The organism is Bacteroides sp. OM05-10AA, from assembly GCF_003439055.1.
Lineage (GTDB): Bacteria > Bacteroidota > Bacteroidia > Bacteroidales > Bacteroidaceae > Bacteroides > Bacteroides intestinigallinarum.
Map to the genome: position 1 here is coordinate 1 of NZ_QSUR01000037.1, position 20,938 is coordinate 20,938.

General features: G+C 40.7%; 12 protein-coding genes. 9 read left to right on the top strand and 3 right to left on the bottom strand.

Annotation, left to right across the window (positions count from 1 at the left end; genetic code table 11):
* Nucleotides 1-203: 203 nt before the first annotated feature.
* Nucleotides 204-707, bottom strand: coding sequence for an RNA polymerase sigma factor (locus DXB58_RS22410; RefSeq protein ID WP_004298201.1), 504 nt, complete (start codon nucleotides 705-707; stop codon nucleotides 204-206).
* Between the two features lie 259 nt (nucleotides 708-966).
* Here DXB58_RS22410 and DXB58_RS22415 point away from each other — a divergent pair, with 259 nt between their 5' ends.
* Both DXB58_RS22415 and DXB58_RS22420 read left to right on the top strand, forming a co-directional pair.
* Nucleotides 967-1,785 carry a 1-acyl-sn-glycerol-3-phosphate acyltransferase gene (locus tag DXB58_RS22415; RefSeq protein WP_022200120.1) on the top strand — a complete coding sequence of 273 codons (819 nt, stop codon included), beginning with the start codon at nucleotides 967-969 and terminating at the stop codon, nucleotides 1,783-1,785.
* A gap of 26 nt (nucleotides 1,786-1,811) precedes the next feature.
* Complete coding sequence (locus tag DXB58_RS22420) at nucleotides 1,812-2,828, top strand: GNAT family N-acetyltransferase (RefSeq protein WP_122138315.1); 1,017 nt, start codon at nucleotides 1,812-1,814, stop codon at nucleotides 2,826-2,828.
* Here the strand turns inward: DXB58_RS22420 and DXB58_RS22425 are convergent.
* The gene (locus DXB58_RS22425) at nucleotides 2,800-4,146 is read right to left on the bottom strand and encodes a deoxyguanosinetriphosphate triphosphohydrolase (protein ID WP_117932363.1); all 1,347 of its coding nucleotides are present in this window, start codon (nucleotides 4,144-4,146) and stop codon (nucleotides 2,800-2,802) included. The two genes, DXB58_RS22420 and DXB58_RS22425, sit on opposite strands and share 29 nt — an antisense overlap.
* Before the next feature lie 259 nt (nucleotides 4,147-4,405).
* On the opposite strand from DXB58_RS22425, the gene DXB58_RS22430 reads away from it, so the two are divergent.
* On the top strand, nucleotides 4,406-8,389 hold the full coding sequence (locus DXB58_RS22430; RefSeq protein WP_122138316.1) for a two-component regulator propeller domain-containing protein: 3,984 nt from the start codon (nucleotides 4,406-4,408) through the stop codon (nucleotides 8,387-8,389).
* 3 nt (nucleotides 8,390-8,392) lie between these two features.
* Here DXB58_RS22430 and DXB58_RS22435 read toward each other — a convergent pair whose 3' ends face one another.
* Nucleotides 8,393-9,496 carry a family 43 glycosylhydrolase gene (locus tag DXB58_RS22435; protein WP_122138317.1) on the bottom strand — a complete coding sequence of 368 codons (1,104 nt, stop codon included), beginning with the start codon at nucleotides 9,494-9,496 and terminating at the stop codon, nucleotides 8,393-8,395.
* A gap of 187 nt (nucleotides 9,497-9,683) precedes the next feature.
* Here DXB58_RS22435 and DXB58_RS22440 point away from each other — a divergent pair, with 187 nt between their 5' ends.
* The 6 genes from DXB58_RS22440 to DXB58_RS22465 are packed head-to-tail and all read left to right on the top strand — an operon-like array spanning nucleotide 9,684 to nucleotide 20,920.
* Complete coding sequence (locus DXB58_RS22440) at nucleotides 9,684-11,075, top strand: IPT/TIG domain-containing protein (protein ID WP_117932534.1); 1,392 nt, start codon at nucleotides 9,684-9,686, stop codon at nucleotides 11,073-11,075.
* Nucleotides 11,076-11,093: 18 nt separating this feature from the next.
* Nucleotides 11,094-14,261, top strand: coding sequence for a TonB-dependent receptor (locus DXB58_RS22445; RefSeq protein WP_122138318.1), 3,168 nt, complete (start codon nucleotides 11,094-11,096; stop codon nucleotides 14,259-14,261).
* A gap of 13 nt (nucleotides 14,262-14,274) precedes the next feature.
* The gene (locus DXB58_RS22450; protein ID WP_117932532.1) at nucleotides 14,275-16,380 is read left to right on the top strand and encodes a RagB/SusD family nutrient uptake outer membrane protein; all 2,106 of its coding nucleotides are present in this window, start codon (nucleotides 14,275-14,277) and stop codon (nucleotides 16,378-16,380) included.
* 19 nt (nucleotides 16,381-16,399) lie between these two features.
* Nucleotides 16,400-17,386: a DUF4973 domain-containing protein gene (locus tag DXB58_RS22455; protein WP_117932530.1), complete on the top strand. Its 987-nt coding sequence runs from the start codon at nucleotides 16,400-16,402 to the stop codon at nucleotides 17,384-17,386.
* Nucleotides 17,387-17,428: 42 nt separating this feature from the next.
* Nucleotides 17,429-19,330 carry a sialate O-acetylesterase gene (locus tag DXB58_RS22460; protein ID WP_233527346.1) on the top strand — a complete coding sequence of 634 codons (1,902 nt, stop codon included), beginning with the start codon at nucleotides 17,429-17,431 and terminating at the stop codon, nucleotides 19,328-19,330.
* 18 nt (nucleotides 19,331-19,348) lie between these two features.
* Nucleotides 19,349-20,920, top strand: a complete 1,572-nt coding sequence (locus DXB58_RS22465; RefSeq protein WP_117932355.1) for a hypothetical protein — start codon at nucleotides 19,349-19,351, stop codon at nucleotides 20,918-20,920.
* Nucleotides 20,921-20,938 lie beyond the last annotated feature (18 nt).

A 20,938-nucleotide genomic window follows, 5' to 3' on the forward strand; every position in this document is an offset into this window, starting at 1 on the left:
AAGATTTTGAGATAATTGATACGATGATTGAGTTGTGCAACAGGCACATGTGCTGACACCCGGGTGTCGGACAACTAATCTTCGCAATAAAAGAAAAGGCAGAATATACCGGAGTATTTCTGCCTTTTAATCATTATCAAAACTAAAAATCTGCATTAAAGAAATATGTGATTCAAAATCACTAAGTTTTATATAGTTAAGGTTTAGCGGAAGTCTTTCAACTCTTCCTGTAATTTCTGGCGCGTGAAGAAAATACGGCTTTTCACTGTACCCAACGGGAGGTTCAGTTTTTCCGCAATTTCACGGTATTTGAATCCTGAAACGTGCATCGCAAACGGAACTCTGTATTCTTTGGGGAGTTTGTTAACTACACGGTGCATCTCTTTCAGGTCGTATGCTCTTTCTGTATTTTCAGAACTTCCATCCTGTGGCAAATTCAGATGATAAAGATTATCAGTCTGGTCGATGAATGTCTGGTCGCGGACTACCTTGCGGTAGTTGTTTATGAATATATTGCGCATGATGGTATACATCCATCCTTTGAAATTTGTATCAGGGGTATATTTATCTTCATTATCTAATGCTTTTAATGATGTCTCCTGCAACAAATCGTTTGCTTCTTCACGGTCAGTTGTCAGTTTATAAGCGAAGCGTAGTAATTCATCTTGTACTCCTACTAAGTCTTTTCTGAAGCTTAAACTTTTCATAATGTGTTGCTTTTTAAAGGTGAATATTCGTTTGTTATTTTCGATGTTGCAAGTTTACATGAATTTTTGAAACCCGGTAGGGGAAAAACTGACGTTTTTTTACCCGAAAACTATCCGCGGATAGTTTTTAGGTCATTTTTGATAGTTTTTGGGTGGTGTTTTTTTATGTTCTGAACTTAAATCCTGCATTTTCTACCAAATTATTGCGATTAATAAAAAAGAACCGTTAATTTTGTGCCATCATTTTTATTTGAAAAGAATGACTGATGACTCTTTATTTTTGATCGATGTCGATAAGATACTTCGGACGAAGGCTCCGAAGCATTACAAGTACATCCCTAAGTTCGTGATTTCTTATCTGAAGAAAATTGTTCATCAGGATGAAATTAATGTATTCCTGAATGAGTCGAAGGATAAACTGGGAGTGGACTTTCTGGAGGCGTGTATGGATTTTCTGGATGCGAAAGTGGACGTGAAAGGCATTGAGAATTTGCCAAAGGATGGTCTGTACACTTTTGTTTCCAATCATCCGTTGGGCGGACAGGACGGTGTTGCGCTTGGTTATGTGTTAGGAAAGCACTATGAGGGAAAGGTGAAATACCTGGTGAATGATCTATTGATGAATCTACGCGGGTTGGCTCCCCTTTGCATACCTATTAATAAAACCGGCAAGCAGGCAAAGGACTTTCCGAAGATGGTGGAAGCCGGATTCCAGTCCGACGATCAGCTGATTATGTTTCCTGCCGGACTGTGTTCGCGCCGTCAGAATGGAGTGATTCGCGACCTGGAATGGAAAAAGACATTTGTAGTAAAGAGCATACAAGCAAAACGTGATGTAATACCCGTGCATTTTGGGGGCAGGAATTCTGACTTCTTTTACAATCTGGCAAATGTTTGCAAGGCACTGGGCATTAAGTTTAACATTGCTATGTTGTATCTTGCGGATGAAATGTTTAAGAATCGCCACAAAACTTTTACTGTCACTTTTGGCAAACCTATACCCTGGCAGACTTTTGATAAATCGAAAACTCCTGCGCAGTGGGCTGAATACGTAAAGGATATTGTTTATAAACTGTAACTGATAGAACAACTATAACAAGGAATATGGAAGAGATTATTAAACCGGTAAGCAAAGAACTGCTAAAAGCAGAATTGACGGAAGACAGACGCTTACGAATGACGAATAAGAGTAATAATCAGATTTATATTATTACTCATCAGAATGCTCCTAATGTGATGAGAGAGATTGGTCGTTTGCGTGAAATAGCTTTCCGTGCTGCTGGTGGAGGTACAGGTCTGTCAATGGATATTGATGAATACGACACGATGGAGCACCCCTACAAGCAGTTGATCGTATGGAATCCGGAAGCGGAAGAAATTCTGGGTGGTTACCGGTATTTGCTTGGTACGGACGTGCGTTTTGATGAAAAAGGTGCTCCGATTCTGGCTACTTCACATATGTTTCATTTCTCTGATGCCTTTATTAAGGAATATTTGCCACAGACAATTGAGTTGGGACGTTCGTTCGTTACGCTTGAATATCAGTCTACCCGTGCCGGAAGCAAAGGTTTGTTTGCCTTGGATAACTTGTGGGATGGATTGGGAGCGCTGACTGTAGTTATGCCGAATGTGAAATATTTCTTTGGAAAAGTGACCATGTATCCAAGCTATCATCGTCGTGGCCGTGATATGATTCTTCATTTCCTTAAGAAGCATTTTTATGACAAAGAGAAACTTGTCACCCCGATCGAGCCTCTGAAACTTGAAACTTCCGAGGCAGAGCTGAAATCTCTCTTCTGCAAGCATTCTTTCAAGGAAGACTATAAAATATTGAATTGTGAAATCCGTAAACTGGGATATAATATACCTCCGTTGGTAAATGCATATATGAGCCTAAGCCCTACGATGCGTATGTTCGGAACAGCTATCAATTATGAATTCGGCGATGTGGAAGAGACCGGTATTCTGATTGCTGTAGACGAAATTCTCGAAGATAAACGGATTCGACACATCCAGACGTTTATTGAAAGCCATCCGGATGCGTTGAGATTGTCTTCTTGTGAAGGGGAAGAAGTGTTTACTCCTAAAGTGGTTACACCGCAGGCAGACTGTTCCCGTTAATTTTACGATAAAGATCAAGAGCAAAGACGTCGGTCATTCCCGATATATAATCAAGTACCGCCTGTATTCTTTCATAGAGTACGGGCGCTTTTATATTGTATTGACTGGAAACCCGGTCGATCAGGAGTTGGGAATAAGTCTTTTCGGGTGAGGTTACGGCGTCTATCATCAATTCGAGCAGGGTGCTGATGATGCGGAATCCCGCCAGTTCAACATCCAGTACGTCCCGTGAACGGTAGATTTTATTGATAGATACTTCGACGCTGTGTTTATAGGCTGCTGCCGGACGCTCGGCTATGCGCTTGATTAGTGATCCTTCGAACGTGCCGGACAGGATTTCTTGTTCATGATCTAAAAAGACACGGGTACACTCCCGGATCAATAAACCGATGACGGAAGAACGCAGGTAAGCGATTTGTTCGTTGACATCGTTGACGATCAGGAATGTTTTCCGGAGATGTTCCTGACGCTCTTCGCTGAAATAGGCCATTAATAGCTCCTTAGTCTCTTCTGTGGTGAGAATCTTCAGTTTATATGCATCCTCAATATCCATCATCTGATAGCAAATGTCGTCTGCCGCTTCAACCAAATACACTAACGGGTGGCGTGCATACTTCAAAGGATGTTCGTTGAGCAATATCAGTCCTAATTCTGTTGCAATTTTGCGGAAGCTTTCTTCTTCGCTGACGAAAAAGCCAAACTTGGATTTTGTTCCTGCAAGGCTCGATGAAAAGGGGTATTTTACGATAGAAGCCAAAGTGGTGTATGTTAGAACGAATCCACCTTTACGACGTCCCTCGAACTGGTGTGTAAGTATCCGGAAGGCATTTGCATTTCCTTCAAAATGTGTCAAATCTTCCCATTCCATCGGAGAAAGTTGCTCTCCGTTGGGCTGTTTCTCTTTCAAGCGAACTCCTTTCCCTTCAGAGAAAAAAGTGGAAATGGCCTTTTCGCCTGAATGACCGAAAGGCGGATTACCCAAATCGTGTGCCAGGCAAGCAGCCGAAACGATAGAACCGATCTCCGGCAGGAAAGAATCCTGAAGTTCCGGATGACGTTCCAGAAGTGCTTTGGCAACATCGTCCCCGAGTGAACGGCCAACGCTGGCGACTTCGAGACTGTGCGTAAGTCGGTTGTGTACAAAAACGCTGCCCGGTAGAGGGAATACTTGCGTTTTGTTCTGTAATCTGCGGAAAGGAGCCGAAAAAATAAGACGGTCATAGTCCCGTTGGAATTCGGATCGGTTTTCCTGTCGTTCCTCATGGAATTCTTCCATTCCGAAACGTTTCGCTGATATTAATTGGTTCCAATTCATCATTTTTATTTACGATTTAACGATTTGCGATTTGATGATTGATGAATGTGTCAATTGACAGTTGGTACATTAGCACCTTGCCTTATTAGCACATTATTTATTATTTAACTGCAAACTTAACTATTTTTCAGTTCAAAATGTGTATTTTCGCTTGTTAAATCTGCTGTCCGAGATATTTGTCGTTAAAGATAAAATAGGTTCGGGGGTTTGACTGAATCGGCGGTAGACTTGATCTGTATTAACCTTTTTACTTCTTATTTATATGAAAAAACAGGTTACAGCCTTTATCTGTATAATCGTTTTCAATTTTGAAGCCATATTCGCTTCTACTGATTTCTCTTTTAAAAGGTATCAGGTGGAAGACGGACTTTCGCACAATACGACTTGGTGTTCGATTCAAGATAGCTATGGCTTTTTGTGGATTGGCACAAGTGATGGACTGAATTGTTATGATGGTTGTGGCAACAGGGTGTATCGGAATGCTTTGAATAATAAATATTCTTTGGGTAATAATTTCGTCAGTTCCCTTTTGGAAGAAGGGGAAAATATCTGGGTAGGAACAAATTCGGGACTTTATATCTATGACCGTTCTACTGACCGCTTTTCTTATTTTAATGAAACAACACGGTATGGCGTATTTGTCAGTAGTGAGGTGAAGAAAATCATAAAAACTCAAAGTGGTTTGATTTGGATTGCTACGTTGGGGCAAGGTGTGTTTATTTATGAACCAGTGACAGGTGTGCTGACACAGAATAGTATTCATACTTCTTTTGTTTGGGATATCTGTCAGAGTGCAGATTCCCGTATTTATGTTTCTTCAATGCAGGAAGGACTATTTTGTTTTGATGAGAAGGGAACCTTTCTGCAAAATTATCCGGTTCTGTCAGATTCAAACATAGGCAGTCAGAGAATCAATTGTCTCTATAGTATTAAGAATGAAATATGGTTTGGCGTAGGTACTAATTTATTAGGTTGTTATCAGGAAGGAAGCCCGGATTTGAAAATTTATGATGCGTCTGCACAGAATTTCGGTGCTATTCTCTGTTTGATGGATTATAACGAAAAAGAATTGTTAGTTGGTACGGATAATGGACTGTATCTGTTCAATCGCGACCTTAAAACATTTCGTAGAGGCGATTCTCCCTTTGGCTTGCGAGCATTGGGCGATCCAACTGTTAATGCAATGATGTGGGATGCCGAAGGTACACTTTGGGTGATGACTAACTCCGGCGGAGTGAGTTACATGACTAAGCAATTGAAGCGTTTTGATTACTATTCCCTTATCTCATTATCAGGTACATTAGAGCTTGGCAGGGAGATCGGCCCTCTTTGTGAAGACCAGAATGGAAATATCTGGGTGGGAACCCGGAACGGGTTATGTTTTTTCAATACACAAATTCATTCACTTTCGGAGTATACTTTAAAGAATGTGGATGCGAGATATGACATTCGTAGCTTGCTGCTAGATGGCGACCGCCTTTGGATAGGAACCTATGCGGAAGGGTTGCATGTGCTAAACCTGAAAACTGGAGCAGTAAAGAGTTATGTCCATTCTCGCGATATTCCCTATACAATTTGTAGTAATGATGTCTTGAGTCTCTTTAAAGACCGAAAAGGAGATGTTTTTGTTGGAACAAGTTGGGGGTTATGTCGTTACAATTCGCAATTGGATAATTTTGTGACAATCATTCATGTCGGCTCTATGGCTTCTGTAACTGATATTTATGAGGATATGTACAATAGTCTTTGGGTTGCGACCTCAAATAGTGGTGTCTTTCGTTATAATACAGTGAACGATCGTTGGGAACATTTTGAACATATACGTGAAGATACAACAACTATTACCAGTAATTCTGTGATTACATTGTTTGAAGATATGAAAGGAACAATGTGGTTTGGAACCAATGGAGGAGGATTATGCTCATTCTCCAAAGATACGGAGACTTTCATTGACTTCGACCCGGAAAATACATTGTTGCCTAATAAGGTAATTTTCTCTATAGAACAGGATCGGACCGGTGATTTTTGGATTTCCTGTAATGCCGGATTATGCCGCATTAATCCCGTGTCTCAAAAGAACTTTCATTTATTTACCGTAAATGATGGTTTGCAAGGTAATCAGTTTACTGCACAGTCTTCATTGAGATCGTCCACAGGGAAGCTCTATTTTGGAGGAATCAATGGTTTCAATGTATTTGAACCGGGGCGGTTTACGGATAATACCTATCTTCCCCCTGTTTATGTTACTGATATTAGTTTCCCTTATTTGACAAATGAACAAGAAGTGAAACGGCTGCTTCGTTTAGATAAGCCCTTCTATAAAGCGGATAAGATCCAATTACCCTATGCAAATAATAGTTTTACAGTACGTTTTGTAGCACTTAGTTATGAAGATCCACACAGAAATCGTTATACTTATATGTTGAAAGGTATTGATAAGGAGTGGATACATTCATCTAATAATACGGCCTCATACACCAATCTTCCAGCTGGGGAATATGAGTTTTTAGTTTGTGGCTCTAACAATGACCATCACTGGAATGAGAAAGCGGCTTCCTTATGGATTGTGATAACTCCGCCCTGGTGGCGGACTAGTGTCGCTTATTTTATGTATATACTATTATTTCTGTGTACAGCTTGCTATATTGGTTGGCGTTGGAATCTCTATGTCAAGCGTAAATATAAACGTCGTATGGAGGATTATCAGGTTGCCAAGGAAAAAGAGATGTATAAATCGAAAATCAATTTTTTTATCAGTCTGGTACATGAAATACGTACTCCTCTTAGTCTGATTCGGATCCCTCTGGAAAAGTTGAGGGAAGAGGAAAAAGAAGAAAGAAAAGAAAAATACCTTTCGGTGATGGATAAGAATGTAAATTATCTGTTGGGAATAACGAATCAGTTACTTGATTTTCAGAAGATGGAGAGTGGAGCATTGCAACTTAGCATGAAGGAGTGTAGTATTAATGCGTTGGTGAGTGATATATTCAATCAGTTCAATGGTTCTGCAGATTTGCAAGAGTTAACAATCTGTCTTAGTTTACCTCCTGAAGAAATTAGTATGATGATTGATTCGGAGAAAGTTAGTAAAATTTTGGTAAACTTGGTAGGAAATGCTATTAAATATGCAAAATCTCAAGTCGAGATGCGGCTAATATTATTGGGCGATAGGGTAAATATAATAGTGAGTGATGATGGCCCCGGAGTCCCTGAAGGTCAGCAAAATAAGATATTTCAGGCTTTCTATCAATTGCCGGATGATCCGGTGGCAACGTCTACAGGTACAGGGATTGGTTTGGCATTTGCCAGATCTTTGGCAGAAGCTCATCATGGAACTTTATCATTAGAAAATAGGATGGAAGGTGGTTCCTCATTTATATTGTCTTTGCCGTTGGAAACAGTAGTAACGGAAAGTATTCCGAATGAATTTGCTGAAATGCAGATGATAGATGTGGAAGGAAAAAAAATGCCGGATTCGGAGTTTGGAAATAAGAGATTCATTGTTTTGTTGGTGGAAGATAATGTCGAGTTATTAAATTTGACCAGAGAATCTCTAAGTGATTGGTTTAAAGTTTTTTCTGCCTGCAATGGAAAAGAAGCACTGGAAATACTTTCACGTGAGAGTATTGATGTCATTGTAAGTGATATTATGATGCCCGAAATGAATGGTCTTGAACTATGCAACTATATAAAATCAGATCTAGTTTACTCTCATATTCCCGTTATCTTGTTGACAGCGAAGACAACGTTAGACTCAAAAGCGGAAGGTTTTGAAAATGGTGCTGATGCATATATTGAGAAACCATTCTCTATTAAGCAGCTCCATAAACAAATTGAAAACTTATTAAAACTGCGACTGGCCTTCCATAAGTTGATGATTAATCTTTCTGGAAGTCCGACTTCTTCATTGGCGGATTTTGCTCTTTCACAAAAAGATGTAGAATTTATAGAGAGGGTAAATACGATTTTGTCGGAACTGCTTTCTGATGAGAGTTGTTCGATAGATTTGTTAGCAGAGCAGATGAATATGAGTCGTTCTAATTTTTCCCGGAAGATAAAAGCTCTGTCTGGTATGCCGCCTCATGATTATATAAAGAACTTTCGGTTGAATAAGTCGACTGAACTAATCATGAGTGGTATACGAATAGCTGAAGTTGCCGAACAGTTAGGGTTTACTACTTCTTCGTATTTTGCAAAGTGTTTTAAAGAAAAGTTTGGGGTATTACCGAAAGATTATAAAGGATAACAGCTAGTTCCTATCACTCATGGGGGTGCCAGACGGCTTTTGAAGCAAGGTGCTTTCCTTTTGGGGGATTCCTAAAATGGGAATTCCATTTTCATCCCATTCTATCTTTTGTATGCGTGTTGTCCGACCGTCCAAAACGAACATGTCACGAAGGGCGTTTCGAGCGTGGTAAAGTATATACCATTCTTTCTTGTCGGGTGAAGGTATGAAACACAGGCTACCGGGGCCATACACATGATTCTCTGGTGCTTGTTTGAATACAGGTTCCAGAGATTTCTTCCATGAATTCGGGTTGAGAAGATCGCTGTTAGCATCAGCTGTTAATAACCCTACACAATAATAAGGTGTCCAGTTACCGCTTGCAGAGTAATATATTAATAATTTGTCTTTGTTTTTGGAACGGAAAAATTGTGGAGCTTCATTCACATGAATAGGATAACCGGTTTTATTGCCATCTATACTGATCCATTGACATTCCCATTCGTATTCAGGTTTGGATATTAATATACGGTCTGAGGCTAGTGTCCATGGATTTTTCATTTCAGCGATATAGATACATTGGGTTTCTTGATAAATTCTTCTGGTTTCCCATCCGCACCAGATTAGATAACGTTTGCCATTATGCTCGAAAGGATTAGCATGAATAGCCAAGTTATTATTTTTATCGGTCGATATTCTTCCTTTCATGACAAACTCTCCTTTCATGGGATCGGGAGATTCATTTTCTAGCACATATATCTGACGATTGTCTATATTACCATCATCAGCAGCGCAATAGATATACCATTTATTGTCCATATAGTGTATCTCTGGTCCCCAAAGATGAGATATACCCGAGGCATTTTGGGGCGAATATACGTTTTTTTTTGCTGCTTTTGCCAGTTGTGTAATATCGTCAGTTTCCCATAATATGATACAGTCTGCTAAACTTTGAGTATAGTAATATTTTCCTTCATGAAAGATGGCCCATGGCTCGGATCCTCCACCTATGACAGGATTTGTGTAGAAAAGTGTAGAGTCAATGCCTGTTTGTTTATCAGTCTTTTTGCTTTGGCATGATAGACAAACGATAAGCAATATTAAAAATAAGCAATTTTGAAATTTCATAGTGCTTTCTTTACTAAGATACTTGCAAAGAAAGCACAAATTATTTAATTCTGGAGCTGTTTGATTGTTTTTTATTGTTTGTTAGTTAGAAATTAGCCTATAATTAATACTCTCATTTCTAAATTTGCATTTAATAAAACCTTTGGATCTATTGGCTATTAATTTTTTATTAACTAAATTTATTATTATGATGAACAGGAAAGGAAAAAGAATGAATGTTGTTAAGGCATTTTGTTTATTTACTTTGCTTGGGTGCTTCATTGGCTGTAAAGACGATGAAAAGAAGAAAGAGCAAGCTTTTAATAACGATTTGCCTATTGAAATTGTGGGTTTTGAACCTCAAGAAGTTACTTCGCGCACGCAACTCCTTATCTATGGAAAAAATTTCGGAAATGACCCCTCTTTGATTCACTTGAAATTAGGAGGTGTGGATACAAAAGTGGTGGGTTGTAACAATGAATGTCTATATTGTATGATTCCTCGTAATTCGAATAAGGGAACTATCGAGATTTCTATTGGTGATCAGACCGCTATGGCTAACGATCGATTTACTTATATCTCGAATACACAGGTTACTACATTGTGTGGCTATGTAGACGAGACTGGACGTTATGAAGTAAAAGACGGTTCGTTCGACGAATGTGGCTTGAAGTGCCCGGCTTGGCTAAGTATTGATCCTCAAAATCCGAACCATATTTATATGATTGAAGAGAATAATAGTATCCGTTTGATAGATGTGGAAGCGGAAAAAATGTCTACTGTTATAACGGTAGGGCAGATGAATATAACGAGTCCGCGTACTTTGAGTTGGAGTCTGACCGGTGATACTCTATTTGTGAATAACTGGGCAGATTCGGAAGCAGCTCCGGCTATTGTTATGCTTTTGAGAAAAGACGAATTTAAGAAGCCACATGTACTTCTTTCTGGTCGTAAATTTATTATTGCGGCAATTACCCATCCAAAAACTGGTGATATATACTTTACTCAAGAATCTAATGGTAGCGTTTATCAGTATAGTATATCAACGGGAGAGGTGAAACAAATGTTTACGGTAGGAGGATCTTGGATATGGATATATCCTTATTTTCATCCGTCGGGCGACTTTGCCTATATCGTTCGGCCGCGTGAAGGTACTATTTTAAAATCTAAGTTTGATAAAGAAACCAATCAGTTGGAAGATCCCTCTGTTTTTGCGGGAAACTGGCATTGGGGGCATAGAGAAGGGGTAGGAACCAATGCTAATATGGGAGTTTTGTGGCAAGGAGCTTTTGTGAAAAATGAGAAATATGCGAATCAACATAAGGAGGACATATATGACTTTTATGTAGCTGACGGAGAGTTATATGACACACATCCGGGTGATTTGATATGGCGGGTCACTCCTACAGCTGAAGTTATCCGCTATGCCGGTCGTGGAAGCACGGGCATGGATGGTAACCATTGGGGCTATGTGGACGGTGATTTGCTTAAGGAAGTTCGGTTCAATGGTCCGCACAGTATTGCATTCGATGAAGAAAATAAAATCTTTTATATAGGTGATCAGTTTAATCACCGTATTCGTCAGATTATTGTTGAATAATAAAATATCCTGTAAATTATGAAACAAAAACTATGGGCTATCATAGCTTTTCTATATTGTTTTATGTTAGGAATAACTGCCCAGCAGAATAACCAAAAACAAATTGTGGTGTCCGGGGTAGTGACCGATGTCAATAATGAACCGTTGATTGGTGCTAATGTGACGGTGAAGAATGTGCCGGGATTAGGTGCTATCACTAATATTGATGGAAAATATACCATTAAGATGCAACCCTACAACCGCTTGGTGTTCTCCTACATCGGTTATGAGACTCAAGAGATTTTAGTGAAAGAGGAACATACTGTCAATGTGGTGATGAAAGAGAATAAGGAGACAGCCTTGGATGAGGTAGTCATCACTGCTACCGGTGCGCAGAAGAAGTTGACAGTGACGGGTGCAGTTACTACCGTCAATGTAGACCGGTTGAAGGCGTCACCTTCGGGTAGCATTTCCAACTCACTGGCAGGAAACGTGGCGGGTGTGATAGCCCGTCAGACTACTGGCCAGCCGGGAAAGAATGTTTCTGAATTTTGGATTCGCGGTATCTCTACCTTTGGGGCTGGGGCAGGTGCATTAGTTCTGGTGGACGGATTTGAACGTGACATGAATGAACTGAACTATGAAGATATTGAATCGTTCACCGTGTTGAAAGATGCTTCCGAAACTGCCATTTACGGTTCGCGCGGTGCTAACGGTGTGGTATTGATTACCACTCGCCGTGGTAAGGTAGACAAGATTACCATTGATGCCAAGGTAGAGACCATGTACAACACCCGTACTTTTACGCCTGACTTTGTGGATGGCATTACCTACGCCTATATGGCGAACGAGGCACGCCGTACGCGCAATCTCGAACCTATCTACACCGGCAACGAGCTGCAAATCTTGAAACAGGGTCTCGACCCCGACTTGCTACCCAATGTAGACTGGATGGACGAATTGCTGAAGAAAGGCGCTATGAGTTATCGTGCCTCGTTGAATTTGAGTGGTGGTGGACAGAATGCACGCTATTTCGTTTCTGCCAGTTATCTCGATGAAGGCGGTATGTATAAGGTGGACAAGTCTTTGAAAGACTATAACACCAACAGTAACGCCAAACGTTGGAACTATCGTATGAATGCGGATATCAATATTACCAAGACTACCCTTTTGCAGGTGGGTATCGGTGGTGCGTTGAAAAAGATGAACGAATCGGGCTTGACTTCGGATCAAATTTGGACCAGTCTGTTGTTTCAGACTCCCACTAGTATGCCCAAAATGTATTCCAACGGTTACGTGCCAACTGATGCGGGTGGTAACCTTAATCCTTGGGTGGCATCTACTCAATGTGGATACAACGAACAGTGGTGGAACAATATTCAGACCAACGTCACTTTGAATCAAAAATTGGACTTCATCACCAAAGGACTGAATTTTGTGGGACGTTTCGGCTTTGATACAGATAACTACAATTATATCCGCCGTTTCAAATGTCCTGAGTTATGGAGTGCTGACCGTTATAGAAAGGATGACGGTTCCATCAACTTCACCCGCCAAAAGAAAGAGCAGGTGATGGATCAGACTTCAGGCAATAGTGGAGAGCGCAAAGAATATTTTGAAGCGGAACTTCAGTATGCCCGCAATTTCAAAGGACATATGCTGAACGGAACATTGAAATACTCGCAAGACTCCAAAGTGAGAACACAGGAAATCGGTAAAGAAATCGTCAATTCGCTTCCTTTCCGTCATCAAGGGTTGGCCGGTCGTATTGCCTACAACTGGAACTATCGTTATTTCTTGAACTTTAACTTTGGCTATACTGGTTCAGAAAACTTTGCTTCTGGTCATCAGTTTGGTTTCTTTCCCGCCTATTCGACTGCCTGGAACATCGCCGAAGAACCTTTTGTCAAGAAGAACCTGAAGTGGATGAATATGTTTAAAGTGCGCTATTCGTGGGGTAAAGTAGGCAACGATAAAATGTATGAGCCCAATGGTGTACAGATACGTTTCCCTTATCTCTACACAATAGGTTATGGCGGTGCCCCTGCTAATTTTTGGGGAGATCATAACGGATATTATTCTGCGTTTGGAGGATATAACTGGGCGGATTATGGTTATGGAAGTCCTGGTACTACTATTTTTCAAGGTTTGCGCTATACATCGTATGCTAACCCGGGTGTGACTTGGGAGATCGCCACCAAACATGATGTAGGTTTGGACATGAGCATCTTTGATGACAAATTCATGCTGACTGTGGATTATTTCCAGGAAAAGCGTAAAGGCATCTTTATGTATCGTAAATTCTTGCCTGCTACCGCCGGTATTGAGGGCGGGATGACCAATCCGAGAGCTAATGTGGGCGCAGTATCCTCTAAAGGTGTCGACGGTAACATGACCTACAAGCAACAAATTGGCAAAGTGCTTTTGACTGCACGTGCTAATGCCACGCTCTCAAAGAACGAAGTGAAGGAAAAAGATGAACAAGAGAACATTTATCCTTATAGGATGGAGCGTGGCTACCGTGTCAACCAGGCTAAGGGATTTGTTGCATTGGGCTTGTTCAAGGATTACGATGACATCCGTAATAGCCCCAAACAGACTTTTGGCAATTATATGCCGGGCGACATCAAGTATAAGGATGTCAATGGCGATGGTATCATCGACGATCAAGATCAAGTGGCTGTGGGGGCTACTACCGTACCCAACTTGGTATATGGTATAGGTGTCTCCGCACAGTGGAAAGGTTTGGATGTGAATGTCCATTTCCAAGGAGTCGGGAAGTCTTCTTTCTTTATTGATGGAGAGGGGGTGCGTCCTTTTGCTAGTGGCAACCGGGGTAATTTCTATCAGGAAGTAATAGGCGGACGTTGGATTTCAAAAGAAGAATCGGGTACAATAGCTACGGAAAATCCGCATGCCAAATATCCTCGCTTGAGCTATGGCTACAACGGCAACAACAACCGCAACTCATCTTACTGGTTGCGCAATGGGGCTTATCTGCGTTTGAAAACGCTGGAAGTGGGCTACACACTGCCCAAAAAGATCGTAAATAGAATCCACTTCAACAACATTCGTATCTACATGATTGGCACCAATCTGATTACGTGGTCGAAGTTCAAGATGTGGGATCCGGAAATGAACAGCAGTAATGGTGCAACCTATCCGTTGGCCAAGTCTGTCACTGTGGGATTAAATGTTAACTTATAACAAAATGAAAGATATGAAATGGTTATATAATATGGTTATCACGTTTTTTGCTGCTGGCTGTTTGACGGCATGTAGTGATTATTTGGAGGTAGATTCCAATTTCAAAGACCGCTTGACAATTGAAAAAGTATTTACTGATAAGGATTATACGGATGCGTGGCTTTCCAATACTTATTCTTATTTGCGAGGCCAAAATCAAGATGTGGGTGGAAAAGAGAGCGTGCCTACGAATTTTGCCGATGACATTTATTGGGCGGATTGGAATGATGCGGGAAATGGTAAATCTACCAATGGTAGTTATTATTCTTTTTTCAGAAATGTGGAATACAATGAAAATTGGTATCAGGATTCTTATAAAGCGAGTTATTTAGGAATCAACAAGGCCTGTGTTTTCTTGAATAATATCCACATGAACCAACAACTCACAGACGAAGAACGGGCTGATTATGCGGCACAGGCGCGTTTTGTCCGCGCCTATTACTATTGGTTGCTGTTACGCAAATACGGTCCAATCCCTTTGATTCCTGATGAAGGTGAAGACTATATGCAGGACTATGATGGCTTGGCTCGTCCGCGCAACACCTACGATGAGTGTGTGGAATACATCACTTCCGAATTGGTGAAAGCGGCACAAGATCTTCCGTTGGAACGTGGAGCCAACAACATCGCACGTCCCACCCGGGGTGCTGCTTTGGCTGCTCGTGCTAAAGTCCTCTTGTATGCCGCCAGTCCGCTAATGAATGGCAATACTGGCTCTTATGCGCAGCAAATGGTAGATGACAAAGGTAACAGACTTCTTGCTGCTGAATACGATGAATCGAAATGGGCTAAAGCTGCCGCTGCCGCCCGAGACGTAATGGAATTACCGGGAAATAATGATGGTCATCGCTACCAATTGTATGTAAAGAGCCGCATTACAAGTGGAACCGAAGATTATCCGGAAACAATAGAACCGTTTAAGGATAGAAATTTCTCGGAAAACAACTGGCCATACGGATATGCGGACATTGATCCGTTTGAGTCATATCGTTCCGTCTTCAATGGCGAACTCTCTGCTTCTGAAAATCCGGAGTTGATCTTTTCGCGTGTGGATAATATAGCTGTTAATAATACATCAGCAGGAATCACTTCACCGGATGCTATTGCAAATATGGTGCTTCACCAATTGCCTACACTGGCCGGAGGTTGGGGTGTTCACGGAATGACTCAAAAGCAGTGTGACGCGTATTATATGAATGATGGTACGGATTGTCCGGGTAAGGATAAAGAGATTGGAAGAGGAGATGGAAGCAGCCGGCTAACCGGTTACGTGACTTCTGATGATGTGGATGCCGGTCGTTTCAAACCGCTGCGTGCAGGTGTGTCTTTGCAATATGCTAACCGTGAGCCTCGTTTCTATGCGTCAGTTGGTTTTAATGGCAGTGTATGGAATATGACTTCATTCGGTGGCAAGCAAGGAGCTCCCCAGCCTAATCAGCAAGTCTGGTACTATCGAGGGACTTCAGAAGGATATAATGGTGGTAATCGTATATTTACAGGTATCGGCATCAAGAAATATGTGAATCCTTATGATGCCAAATATCAGAATGAGCTTTTGTACAGACAAAAAGCAGAACCGGCTATTCGTTATGCAGAAATTTTATTGATTTATGCCGAAGCGTTGAATGAATTGGGAGAGGGAGCAAGCTACGACATCCCTTCTTGGGATGGAAGTATTACCTATACAGTTAGACGTGATGTGGAAGAGATGAAGAAAGGTATTCAGCCTGTTCGTATTCGGGCCGGTGTTCCTGATTATTCACCTACAGAATATCAGAATCAGGATGTTTTCCGAAAGAAGCTGAAACGCGAACGTCAGATTGAGTTGATGGGCGAGAATCATCGTTATTATGATTTGAGACGCTGGAAGATAGACGCTCCTTTAGAGGAAGAAACGTTGATTTACGGATGTAATATGCTGATGGATGACGGTCATAAAGATCTATTCCATACACCTGTGGCTATTATGTCATTGCCTGTTCGCTTTGTGGAGAAAAGCTATTTCTGGCCATTTAGTCATGAACAGTTGCAACGTAACAAGCGTCTGACGCAAAACCCGGGATGGACTTATTATGATTAATCTTTATATGACAATGAATATGAAAGAAAAAATATATTATCTGTTATTTGCCGTGTTGATGGCTTTGTTTTGCACGGCTTGTAATGAAGAATGGACCGATGAACAATATGAGCATTATGTTTCGTTTAAGGCACCGATGGATTATACGAGAGGTGTAACTGATATTTATGTGAAATACAAGCTGAATGGTGCGGTGACTTATCAACTGCCGGTTATTATGAGTGGCTCTACATTGCCCGGACACGATACAGAAGTGCAGATAGCGATAGACTCGGACACGTTGAAAAGTATCAATTGGGAGTATTTTCACAATCGGACAGATCTATATTATAAGGAGCTTACCTCCGATTATTATGAGGTGGAGAACATGAATGTGGTAATTCCGGCAGATGATTGTATGGGATTGTTGAATGTCAATTTTAAATTAGGTGGGATAGACTTGGTAGATAAGTGGGTATTGCCGTTTACGATTAGAGAAAGTCCTACCGGCAGTTATACTCCTCATCCTAGAAAGAACTACAAGAAAGCATTGTTGCGTGTTGTTCCTTTTAATGAATATTCCGGTATTTATTCAACAACCACAATGGAAGTCGGTTTTACTGATTCAGGGAATAAAATGACTACTAATACGCGTACGGCATCTGTAGTGGACGAACATTCTGTTTTCTTCTATGCAGGCTTGATGAATGAAGAAGAACTGGAACGTGGAAAGTATAAGATAATCTTCAGGTTTAACGATGACGGGACGGTTACGCTTTCTGCACCTGATCCGGACATTCGTTTCAATCCGATAAAAAATCCAACTTGGAAATTGGCGGAAAAAATGGACGTTTCGTTGCCATATCTAAAACATAAAACGATTACTATAGAAGGATTTAAATATGAATTTGATGATGTCACATCTGTTCCTGGTACTCCTATAAGATATGTAGTTGAAGGGACTGTGAATATGGAACGTAAAATTAATATTCAGATTCCGGATGAAGATCAAGCAATCGAATGGTAATAATTTGTAAGTCGGAGTGATATGTATAAATGGATTATATTAATGTTGGGATTATTTGCGTCACTGACCGCTTGTGCCAAAGTTAAGTTATCTCCTTTATTTTCCGATAATATGGTACTTCAGCAAGAGGCTGAAGTACCTGTTTGGGGAAAAGCATCTCCAGAAATGCGAGTTATAGTGATTCCTTCATGGAGTGGGGAGAAATATGAGAATATAGCTGACAGGACGGGTAATTGGAAAGTAAACATCAAAACCCCAAAAGCCGGGGGACCTTATCATTTAGAAATAACGGATGGAGAAAAAGTAAGATTGGAGAATGTAATGATTGGTGAAGTATGGCTTTGTTCCGGTCAGTCGAATATGCAAATGCCAGTAGAAGGATGGGGCAAAGTGAAAAACTATCAACAAGAGGTGGCACAGGCCAATTACCCGGATATACGCTTGATGACTGTGAGTAATACTATTAGTCTAAGTCCGTCGCAGGAGTTTACTGCTGTCGGAGGAGGATGGCAAGTGTGTTCATCGGTTACTATCCGGGAGTTTTCAGCAACAGCCTATTTTTTCGGTAGGGAAATAGCACGCACGCAGCAGGTACCGGTAGGACTTATCTGTGCCCATTGGGGCGGTACTAATATAGAGTCGTGGATAAGTGCTCAAGCATTGGGCGAAGTTCCCGATTTTGTTGAGCAATTGAAGCTTATCCGAAGGTTGGGAAACAAGGATTGTGATTTACAGGCGGAGGAAGAACAAAGGCAGGCAAAGATTTTGTCGTTAGATAAAGGAATGAGAAATGGAAAGCCTTTTTGGAATACTCTTTCTCATAATGATGAAGGATGGATATCTCATTCTTTCCCCGGAAATATCGAAAAGACTTTTCCTGATTTTGATGGTATTGTTTGGGGGCGAAAGACGGTGGATATTCCAGAACAATGGGAGGGAAAACCGTTGAGTTTACACATGGGGTATGTGGATGACGAGGATATTACTTATTTTAACGGAATCGAGATAGGGAGCACGAAAGGATATACTCGTTCCCGTACTTATGAAATACCGGGTAATTTAGTAAAAGCGGGCAAAGCTGTAATTACTGTTCGTATCGTGGATACTGGAGGAGGGTGTGGCATCGGAGGTGAAATGAAGTTAAGCAAAGATGTCGGAGACTGGATTCTTATATCTGGTGAATGGAAGTGTAAAGTTGCCGCTCAATCTCATATTGACCCAGTGTTTGAGATGAATCCGAATGTGCAAACTGTGCTTTATAATGGGATGATTCATCCATTGGCACCTTACAAATTTCGTGGGGTTATTTGGTATCAGGGAGAGAATAATGTAGGGCGTGCTACACAATATAGGATATTGCTTCCATTACTTATTCAGAGCTGGCGTGAGGAATGGGGGAATGATTTTCCTTTCTACCTTGTGCAATTGGCTAATTATTTAGAGAGAGTAGATGAACCGGGAGACTCACAGTGGGCTGAATTACGAGAAGCGCAGCGTCAGACAGCTTTGTATTATGACAATGTAGGTATGGCCGTTACCATAGACATCGGCGATATGAATGATATTCATCCCAAAAACAAACAGGAAGTAGGGCATAGACTTGCCTTATTAGCACGTACCGATACCTATGGTGAGCGGATTGTTTGTAGTGGTCCGGTTTATCAGACCTACCGTGTGAAAGGAGACAGAGTTATCCTTTCTTTTGAGTGTGCAGACGGAGGATTAAAAACGTCTGATGGGGAAACTTTGACAGGGTTTGCCATAGCAGGGATAGACGGAAAATATCATTGGGCGGAAGCTGAAATTTGTGGAAATGAAATCATTGTATCATCGGAAATGGTAAAACATCCTTTGGCTGTTCGTTATGGATGGGGAGATAATCCTGCATGTAACTTAATTAACGGTGCAGGATTACCAGCCTCTTCATTTCAAACTTTACGTTAAACTTAAAAAACAAGAAAAATGAAGAAACTTAACTTTTTATTTTTAGGCTTATTATCTTTTATGCCAATCTGGGGATGTAACAATGATGATTCATTACCGGAGGCTGTTGTTGAAGTCAAGGAAGTGCATAATGAAGATATTGTATCAGTCATTGATTATGATATTAAGAATGATGGAACACAGATTGGTTCTCAACTTAATAATTTGGTCGGTCAGTCTTATGGGAAAACGCTTTATTTTCCTGCCGGAACTTATAACCTGACGGAGCCTATCGTTCTGCCATTGGAATATACCAAAAATGTAAACCTTATTTTTGATAAGAACGCAACGGTTAAAAGTGATGTCCATTTAGAGGCACTCATTAAAGTAGGCTACTCTGAAACCTATTTTACAGATGTTTCACTTCGGCGGTTTTCTTATATTGAAGGAGGAATCTTGGATTGTTATAATGCGGACAATGGGATTCTTATTAATGGCAGAAAACAGATGGTGCAGATACGTACGATGAGTTTAGTGCGAGGACGCAATACACATATACGAATACATGTTCCGGAAGGTGTTGGAACAGGGGGAAGTGGTAGCTCAGATACTAAAATCGACAATGTGACCATTCAAGGAATTTCATCGAATGACAATGTATATGGCATTTATATAGATCAGTCTTGTTGTGATTGTAAGATTTCTGATACTTTTATTTATAGTACAAAAGAGGCTATTGTGACGAAATCGGCTGGTCATATATTGAACAATGTACATATTCTCTCTTGGGATACTACTGGGGGGACTCATCTTGAGGATGGTAAGAATTATCGTTCAACAGTTGGAATACGTATAGCTAGTGGTGGATTCTTCGTTTTCAACCAAGTCTATTATGATACGATTGATAGAGGAATCGTTGTGAATGAGGGTTATAGTCCTGATTTGATGTTAGACCAACAAATTTCTTTTTCATATTTGAATAATTTTGGAACCAGCTTTATTCAGGCAGGAGGAAATAACTCGGATTTGAAGGTGAAGTTATCCAATTCTACTTTTACTATTTTGAATGATGATTTTAGAATTTTAGATTGTCCTGAAGTTTTAGTGGGATGGGACATTGCAGATAAATTTTCTTTCTTGAATTGTGTAGTTGCGAATCCGCAACGTTTGTATCCGTATGAAATGACTTTGATGCAGAAGCTTAGAGGAGTAAGTTCAGACGGAATTATATGGACGACTTTAGCTAATTGTGATACTAATTGGTATGTGTTGGGTGCTGTTATTTCTTCTCCGATGCGAAGTTCTTTAGAAATGGATTTTACCGATGATTTGACTGCTAAACTCAATTTTACGTTCAAGGGTGGTACTCCTTTTTTGCAAGGCTATGAATTGCAGGGGAAGGAAGCTGAGAATGTAGAACTTGGATATGCTGTCTCCGGTCAGTTCTGTGTATTATTATTCAGAGCAAAAAAGAATGCTTCTTTCAATCCGATCATCTATGATGTATTAGGCTCCGGACGGTTTATGCCGACTCCATATAAAGGTAAAAAGTATACGCCTGCTGATTATGGAGTGAGTGATTCGGATATTAAGATTTTATCTCGTAAGTGAGTGACTAAATAATAAAAT